The organism is Calidithermus terrae (assembly GCF_003574345.1).
Classification (GTDB): domain Bacteria; phylum Deinococcota; class Deinococci; order Deinococcales; family Thermaceae; genus Calidithermus; species Calidithermus chliarophilus.
The window spans coordinates 1-6413 of the sequence record NZ_QXDL01000217.1 but is presented as its reverse complement, the minus strand read 5'-3'; the positions used below and the strand labels follow the sequence as shown (position 1 = coordinate 6413).

Here is a 6413-nt window from a genome sequence, read left to right as displayed (position 1 = left end):
GGCGTGGGGAAGGCGTCGGGGGGTGGCAAGGAGGCCAGCACCCGCTCCTCGAGCCCCTGTGGCAGCGGCTCGGGGGGCAGGGCCAAGGCCAGGTCGGCGGCGGCGGCCTGCAACTCCCGTAGCTCGGCCTGGAGCTGGGGGGAAGCCCCCAGGGCCTCCTCCACCCGGGCCCGCTCCTCCGCGGAGAGCGCGTCCAGGGCGTACAGCGGCAGGAGCTCGCGGGCTTCGTCAGGCTTCACCCAGCACCTCCCTCAGCTTCTCCAGCGCGCGGCGGGCGCGGGTCTTGAGCGTCCCCAGCGGGATCCCCAGGCGCTCGGCGGCCTCGCCGTGGGCGTAGCCCTGGTAGTAGAGCACCTCGATGACGCGGCGCTCGTCGGGCGAGAGGGCGGCCAGAGCCCGCTGGATGCGGACGCGGTCCAGGGCGCCCCCCTCGTCGAGGCCCGGGCCCGGCAGGTCGAAGGCCTCGGGCTCCTCCTCGTCGTGGGCGGGCTCGAGGGCTTTGGGGCGGGCCGCGTCCCGGCGCACCAGGTCCACCGCCATGTGGTGGGCCACCGCCAGCAGCCAGCTGCGGGCCTGGGTTTTGCGGGGGTCGAAGCTGGCCGCCCCCCGCCAGATGCGCTGAAACACCTCCTGCACACAGTCCTCCCGTGCCGCCGCGTCCAGGCCCATGCGCTTGGCCAGGGCCAGCACCGACCCCGCGTACCGCCGGTAGAGCCACCGTAGCGCCTCCTCGTCCCCGCGGGCCACCAGGGCCAGCAGAGCTTCGTCGGAGAAGTGCTCGAGGCTCATGCGGGCACACTTTACCATACGTAGTGCCCTTTCCCGGCGGATTGGAACAGGCTCCGGCGGCGTTACCGCGAGGGGTTAAGTTAAGCGCTTTTGAAGTTTCTCGAAAAACCCTCCCATTTCAAATCTAAGCTTTACCTGGCTCGCGTACCGTGAGATCGGAGGTGAACGATGCGAAAGACATTCGGAATCGTCGGATTGCTGGCCCTCACCCTGGCCCTGGGCGCTTGCACCCAGACCACCACGGCCACCTACAAGAGCGAGCTCAGGGGGCAGAACGAGAACCCGCCCGTCGTCACCAGCGCCACGGGCACGGCCACCGCCACCCTCCGGGCGGACGGCACGCTGGTGATCAACGGCAGCTTCAAGGACCTCAGCTCCCAGCTCGCCACCGCGGTCGGGGGCGGGGTACACCTGCACATCGGCGCTCCCGGCGTCAACGGCGAAGTGGTGAGTGCCCTGAGCGTCCAGGCCGCCTCCGACCTGCTCAGCGGCACCTTCAGCGGCGAGGTCAAGCTCGACGCCGAGGAGAAGGCCGCGCTCGAGGCCGGCAACCTCTACATCAACGTGCACAGCGTCACCCACACCAGCGGCGAGATCCGCGGCCAGTTGGTGAAGCAGTAAGCCCGGCCAAACCCGGAACCCGGCCCCCAAGGCCGGGTTCTCCCTCTGGGTAACCCCCGCGGCTCAGCGCGAGGCCCGGGCGAAGACGTAGGCCTGGGGGTCTACGGCCAGGCCGTAGCGGAACACCGAGTAGTGCAGGTGGGGGCCGGTGGAGCGGCCGGTGGAGCCCACCTGGCCGAGCACCTGGCCCATGCGAACGCGCTGGCCCTGGCCCACGGCGAGGCTCGAGAGGTGGCCGTAGAGGGTGCGGTAGCCGTTGTTGTGGTCGAGCAGCACCATCAGGCCGAAGACGGGGTTCCAGCCCGCCTCCTCCACCACGCCCTGGGCGGTGGCGTAGACCGGGGTGCCGGCCGGGGCGGCGAGGTCGAGGCCGTTGTGGAACTCGAGGTTCCCCCCGCCGAAGGGGTTGCCGCGGTAGCCGAAGAGCGAGGTCACCCGGCTCGCCACCCGCAGCGGCGTGCCGCGGGGCTCGGTGAGGAGGATCTCGTCGGGGAGGGCGTTGGCGATGGACTGCTCGAGGTTTTCGAGCTCGTAGCTGAAGGCCTCGGCCTGCACCCGCAGCTCGATGAGCAGGTCGCCGAGCTCCACCGGCTCCCCGGCGCCGCCCCTGGGCTCCTTGGGGTCCTGCGGGCGCGGCGGGACGCTGGCGGGGTCGGGGAGGAGGCGCACCTTGGGCAGCCCGTTCTTGCTGCGCAGGCGGTTGATCTCCCCTTCCAGCGCCTGCAGGCTCTGGCGCATCTGCACGACCTCCAGGGCGTAGGCCTCGTTGCGGCTCTGCTCGGCGCGCAGCTCGAGCTGCAGCTTGCGGGCCTGCTGCATGAGCTGCTCAAGGCGCGCGTCCTGCTGCCCGGAGCGGCCCAGGCTGAGTCCGAGGTAGAGCACCATCCCGATCAGGAGGCCCCACCCCAGCACGAAGGCCCAAAGCGGCAGGCTGACTCCCTTGGAGAGCCACTGCACGGGGCTGGAGCGGGGGCGCGAGAGGCGCATCGCCCTACTTTACCGGTCGCCCCGCGTTGCCCGCGTGACGGACGAACCACCCTAGCCGGTGTTAAAGCCCCCTTCACCTTCGCCCGCGGCGTTCCCTGGAGCCAAAGCAGGCCGTCCGTGGGTTAGAATCGTCTCGAGCCGGGGCACGAACCCACGCTTTTGGGCCGGGGTGCTGGAAATCCGTGGGGCGTAGGGCTAGACTGACGCCATGCGGGCCCGGTCCTACCTCTTCACCCTCTACATGGAACACCTCTACCCGGAAAACCGGGCCTGGGTGGGGGACCTCATCCGCTGGATGGAACTTTTAGAGTTCTCCGAGCCCGCCGTGCGGGCCGCCGTCTCGCGCAGCGTCAAGCGCGGCTGGATCATCCCCGAGCGCAGCGGCCGCAAGGCCTACTACCGCCTCTCCCCCCGCGTGGCCTGGCAGGTCGAGCAGGTGCGCTCGCGGCTGTACAGCTACGGCGCCCCCTGGGACGGCGAGTGGCGCATCCTGGTCTACGCCGTGCCCGAGGCCAAGCGCACCGTGCGCGACCGCTTCCGCAACGAGCTGGTGCTGCTGGGCTACGGCACCCCCGCCCCCGGGGTGTGGGTCAGCCCCAACGGCAGCCTCGAGGCCGCCCGCGACCTGGTGGGCTTCTACGGCCTGCAGAACTACGTCGAGCTCTTCCAGGGCCAGCGCTTCTCCAGCACCGACCCCGTCGAGCTCATCGAGAAGTCCTTCGACCTCAAGGCCGCCCAGGTGCGCTACCGCGCCTTCCTGGCCCAGCCCGAGCCCAAAGCCCAGACCCCCGAGGAGGCCTTCGTCGAGCTCACCCGCCTGGTCCACGAGGCCCGCAAGCTGCTCTTCCTCGACCCCGGCCTGCCCCCCGAGCTCACCCCCTCCGGCTTCCTGGGCCAGCGGGCTAAGGAGCGCTTCCTCGAGCTCTACCAGGCCCTCTCCCGCAAGGCCAGGCCGCTGCTGGCGAGCGCGGCGGATTAGCCCAAAAGCGCAGGCCCAGCACCAGCAACAGGAGCAGCGTAGCCATCAGGACGACCCAGCCCAAGCAGCGGGTGTGCCGGTGGTCCAGCCCGTACCGCTCAGGAGGGCCGACCCCCCGCCCGCCGGGCGTATTCCTCCTTGATCCTCTCCCACACCTCGGGGAGGTAGCGCTCGTCCGCGTAGCCCAGGCCCTCCGACCCCACCCGCGCGGGCTTGAAGCCTCTATGGAAGCCGTGCCGCTCGAAGGCCTCCATGAAACGGCCGGTGGCGTAGTACCTCGCGGGCAGTTGCGGGATGCGGAACAGCCAGAGCCCGCGCACCGCCTCAGGCCGGAAGCGGTAGACCCTCACGTTGGTGACCTCGCCGTTGGGCATGGCAGTCAGCCAACTGGCCTCCGTGTCGAGCGCCTCGGTCGCGAACCTCGTGGTGTGGTGGAGGTAGTACTCACCTGCATCGCTCGGCAAGATCAGGAACTCCGAGGCATCCTGTAATACCCGATTCGGTCAGTTCGTCACCGAACGGCGGCTCCGCCCCGCCTTGGCGGGGCGGCCGACCGAAGGGATACGCTTGCTTCGCCGACCGTCAGGGAGGGGTGTGCTCTGGGGTCCAAAAAGATAACCTCTGGGATCCGGTATAACAAGGGTTCAAAGGCATCCCTGAAGCGCTTGCTGACGGCCAGGACGCCTAGCAGCACGTTGGCATCCGTAACCGGTGCCTCCAGGTGCGCGGGGACAGGGTGGACCTCGAAGCCCTCCCAGCCCTCCGCCAGCGGCTCGACGCCCAGGAACCTCCGCTTCAGCCGGTCTACGGCCTGCAGCCGCTCGGGCATGATGTAGCGGTACGGAGAGCTCTCCTCAGCCCTAAACTCATAGACCTTCACGGTTAAGTCTCCTTCTGGCGAGCCGCCCGTGCGGTAGCGTCACCCCCCGGCCTCACCGCCACACGAAGAGGTACAGGTAGAAGCGCCAGCCGAAGAACAGGAGGTACAGCCCGGCCGCGAAGCCGTCCCCCTCGACCAGCCAGAACATCAGCGCCGGGAAGGCCACGCCGAAGAAGAGCGTGAGCCAGAAGGCCGCGCGGTAGGCCCGGGCGACCCGCCGCGCCAGCGCCGCGCTGGTGTCCCGGTAGCGGTGGTAGAGCCCGCGCAAGGCGTCGACCAGGAAGATGCCAGCCACCGGCATCCAGATGAACGCGAAGCTGAGGTTGTACCACAGCCAGAAGTCGGCGATCAGGCCTTTCATCAGATCGGGTCCATTCTAACAGAAATGATCCCTGGCCAGGGAGGTCAGGGCATACACAGGGGTGCCGTGACCGAGGTGGCGTAGGCGGCAGAGATGCTCAGGGTCGAGGCGTCCGCCTGGCTGCCGCCCGGAAGCACTGTCCGGCCGCTGTACTCCTCGAACACGAACTCGGCGTTGGGCACGGCGGCCTCGAGGATGGGCCGGGCGCTGCCCTCGAGGTCGTCGGTCCGGATCTGCCCGCTGCCTAGGCTAATGCGCTCGGGAACACTCTGCACGAAGACCAGACGGTTGCCCGGCAGGGGCGGGGACAGCACCGCGATGACGGCCGTGCCGGTTTCGTAGTTCGGGTCGTTGCTGCGAGCGCAGTCGAATACCCGGTTGTAGGCGCGAACGGCTTCAGCCGCGAAGCTAACAAAGAGGAAATTGCCGAGGTTCACAACTATGTCTCCCGCCGTATTTAATGTGCTGAACCATCCGGCAGAGATGTTTGTGCCCAACACCCCCCCAACACTCACGAAATACCCCCAAAAAATGCCACTCAGGTCGGTAAGGATATGTGCGGCAGTCGAGGCATACCGGCGCAACCAGATTTTGTAGTCGCCCAACTGTTGGGCGCAACTGTTACAGCCACTCGTGGATGCCACGACCGTCGGCCCCGCTCTGTGGGTGAGCAACCCTAGCGACGACCTGAAGGCAGGGGCAGTGAGGACCGGCTCAAGGGCAGCGGCCAATTGCTCGGTAGTGGCACTTCTCACGCCGGTGACACGGGTGGTGCGGTTCTCCAGCAGGTTGGTCACGTCCGCCAGGTCGTTGTGCAGGTCGAAGGCGTAGCGCAGCGCGCCCATCACCCGCCCGCTCTCCACAGCGGCATTGACCAGGACAAACTCATAGATCGAGTCGGCGCGGAGGGGCTCGGGGACGAAGAGGGAGTAGTCACCCTGGCCGGAGGTGGAGGCCAGCGCCTCGGCAAGGTTGAAGCGCAAGCCGAGCGCCGAGACCGTCGGCAGGGCCAGCACCTTCTGCCAGGCTTGCTGCACCGCCGAACCCGAGAAGGGCACGAGGTAAGGCTGGGACTGCGGCGGGGTCACCTCGAGGGTCAGGCTCCGGGTAGCGGCGCCTCCCCTGCCGTCACTGGCCGTCAGGGCCACCGTGAACGCTCCGGCCGTATCCGGGGTATGGGTGATGGTGTTCGCGCTTCTGCAATCCCCCTGAACCGCCTGCCGGGTGCCGTTGCCCAGATCCATGGTACAGGTCAGGGCGTCACCGTCCGCGTCCGAGGTGATCCACGAGAAGGCCACCGGCTGGCCGACCCCCACAGGGTTAGGATTGGCGGTGAAACTCGAGATCATCGGAGCCGTATTCGCAGGCGGGGAGCCAGCCGGCTTGGCGGTGGCTACCACGTCGATGACGAAGAAGGAATCCCCGCCGGTGAAGGCGATGCGGTCGGGGTCGCCGACTGGGGAGGAGAAGGTCACCCGCACCGAGCTGGCGCTGCCGGGCACGCCCTGCAGGGTGAGGGTGTCGATGCGCAGCTCGTCGCCGACGTTGTGGTTGCGGTAGGTCTGCTCGAGCGCCACCCCTCCGGCCTCGGCCCGCACCACCATCACCCGCTCGTCGGGCTCGGGCGCAGCGTCGGCCAGGATGAAGCTCACGTCCACCGCCCGGCTGGACGGGGCTGAGGGGAGGGGTAGGTCGAGGGAGTAGGTCACCCGGTCCTGGCCCCACCACAAATCGGCGTGGGGGGCCAGGACCGGGTGACCTACTCCCTCGACCTACCCCTCCCCTCAGCCCCGTCC

9 protein-coding genes are annotated in these 6413 nt (G+C 68.7%); 2 read left to right on the top strand and 7 right to left on the bottom strand.

Going from position 1 to position 6413, the window contains the following annotated elements:
• Both Mterra_RS23510 and Mterra_RS17735 read right to left on the bottom strand, forming a co-directional pair.
• The coding region (locus Mterra_RS23510) for a zf-HC2 domain-containing protein (RefSeq protein WP_176582551.1) at positions 1-239 on the bottom strand (239 nt) is incomplete at its 3' end.
• The gene (locus tag Mterra_RS17735; protein ID WP_119316363.1) at positions 229-789 is read right to left on the bottom strand and encodes a sigma-70 family RNA polymerase sigma factor; all 561 of its coding nucleotides are present in this window, start codon (positions 787-789) and stop codon (positions 229-231) included. The genes Mterra_RS17735 and Mterra_RS23510, both read right to left, overlap by 11 nt.
• Positions 790-957: 168 nt before the next feature.
• Between Mterra_RS17735 and Mterra_RS17730 the strand changes: the two genes are divergently transcribed.
• A complete protein-coding gene (locus tag Mterra_RS17730) occupies positions 958-1410 on the top strand; it encodes a CHRD domain-containing protein (RefSeq protein WP_119316362.1) in 453 nt (150 codons plus the stop codon).
• A 63-nt stretch (positions 1411-1473) separates the two neighbouring features.
• Here the strand turns inward: Mterra_RS17730 and Mterra_RS17725 are convergent, their stop codons facing one another.
• Positions 1474-2397: a M23 family metallopeptidase gene (locus Mterra_RS17725; protein ID WP_119316361.1), complete on the bottom strand. Its 924-nt coding sequence runs from the start codon at positions 2395-2397 to the stop codon at positions 1474-1476.
• Between the two features lie 208 nt (positions 2398-2605).
• Between Mterra_RS17725 and Mterra_RS17720 the strand changes: the two genes are divergently transcribed.
• A complete protein-coding gene (locus tag Mterra_RS17720) occupies positions 2606-3376 on the top strand; it encodes a PaaX family transcriptional regulator (RefSeq protein ID WP_119316360.1) in 771 nt (256 codons plus the stop codon).
• A 98-nt stretch (positions 3377-3474) separates the two neighbouring features.
• On the opposite strand, the gene Mterra_RS17715 is transcribed toward Mterra_RS17720, so the two are convergent.
• The 4 genes from Mterra_RS17715 to Mterra_RS17700 are packed head-to-tail and all read right to left on the bottom strand — an operon-like array spanning position 3475 to position 6269.
• Complete coding sequence (locus Mterra_RS17715) at positions 3475-3840, bottom strand: hypothetical protein (protein ID WP_119316359.1); 366 nt, start codon at positions 3838-3840, stop codon at positions 3475-3477.
• A gap of 47 nt (positions 3841-3887) precedes the next feature.
• Complete coding sequence (locus tag Mterra_RS17710; RefSeq protein ID WP_119316358.1) at positions 3888-4256, bottom strand: hypothetical protein; 369 nt, start codon at positions 4254-4256, stop codon at positions 3888-3890.
• A 52-nt stretch (positions 4257-4308) separates the two neighbouring features.
• Positions 4309-4617, bottom strand: coding sequence for a hypothetical protein (locus Mterra_RS17705; protein ID WP_119316357.1), 309 nt, complete (start codon positions 4615-4617; stop codon positions 4309-4311).
• A 44-nt stretch (positions 4618-4661) separates the two neighbouring features.
• A complete protein-coding gene (locus Mterra_RS17700; protein WP_147372916.1) occupies positions 4662-6269 on the bottom strand; it encodes a PKD domain-containing protein in 1608 nt (535 codons plus the stop codon).
• Between the last annotated feature and the right edge of the window lie 144 nt (positions 6270-6413).

Excerpts from the sequence above, each read along its gene's own strand:
- Mterra_RS17735 (WP_119316363.1), bottom strand. The coding sequence starts at position 789 with ATGAGCCTCGAGCACTTCTCCGACGAAGCTCTGCTGGCCCTGGTGGCC.
- Mterra_RS17730 (WP_119316362.1), top strand. The coding sequence starts at position 958 with ATGCGAAAGACATTCGGAATCGTCGGATTGCTGGCCCTCACCCTGGCC.
- Mterra_RS17725 (WP_119316361.1), bottom strand. The coding sequence starts at position 2,397 with ATGCGCCTCTCGCGCCCCCGCTCCAGCCCCGTGCAGTGGCTCTCCAAG.
- Mterra_RS17720 (WP_119316360.1), top strand. The coding sequence starts at position 2,606 with ATGCGGGCCCGGTCCTACCTCTTCACCCTCTACATGGAACACCTCTAC.
- Mterra_RS17705 (WP_119316357.1), bottom strand. The coding sequence starts at position 4,617 with ATGAAAGGCCTGATCGCCGACTTCTGGCTGTGGTACAACCTCAGCTTC.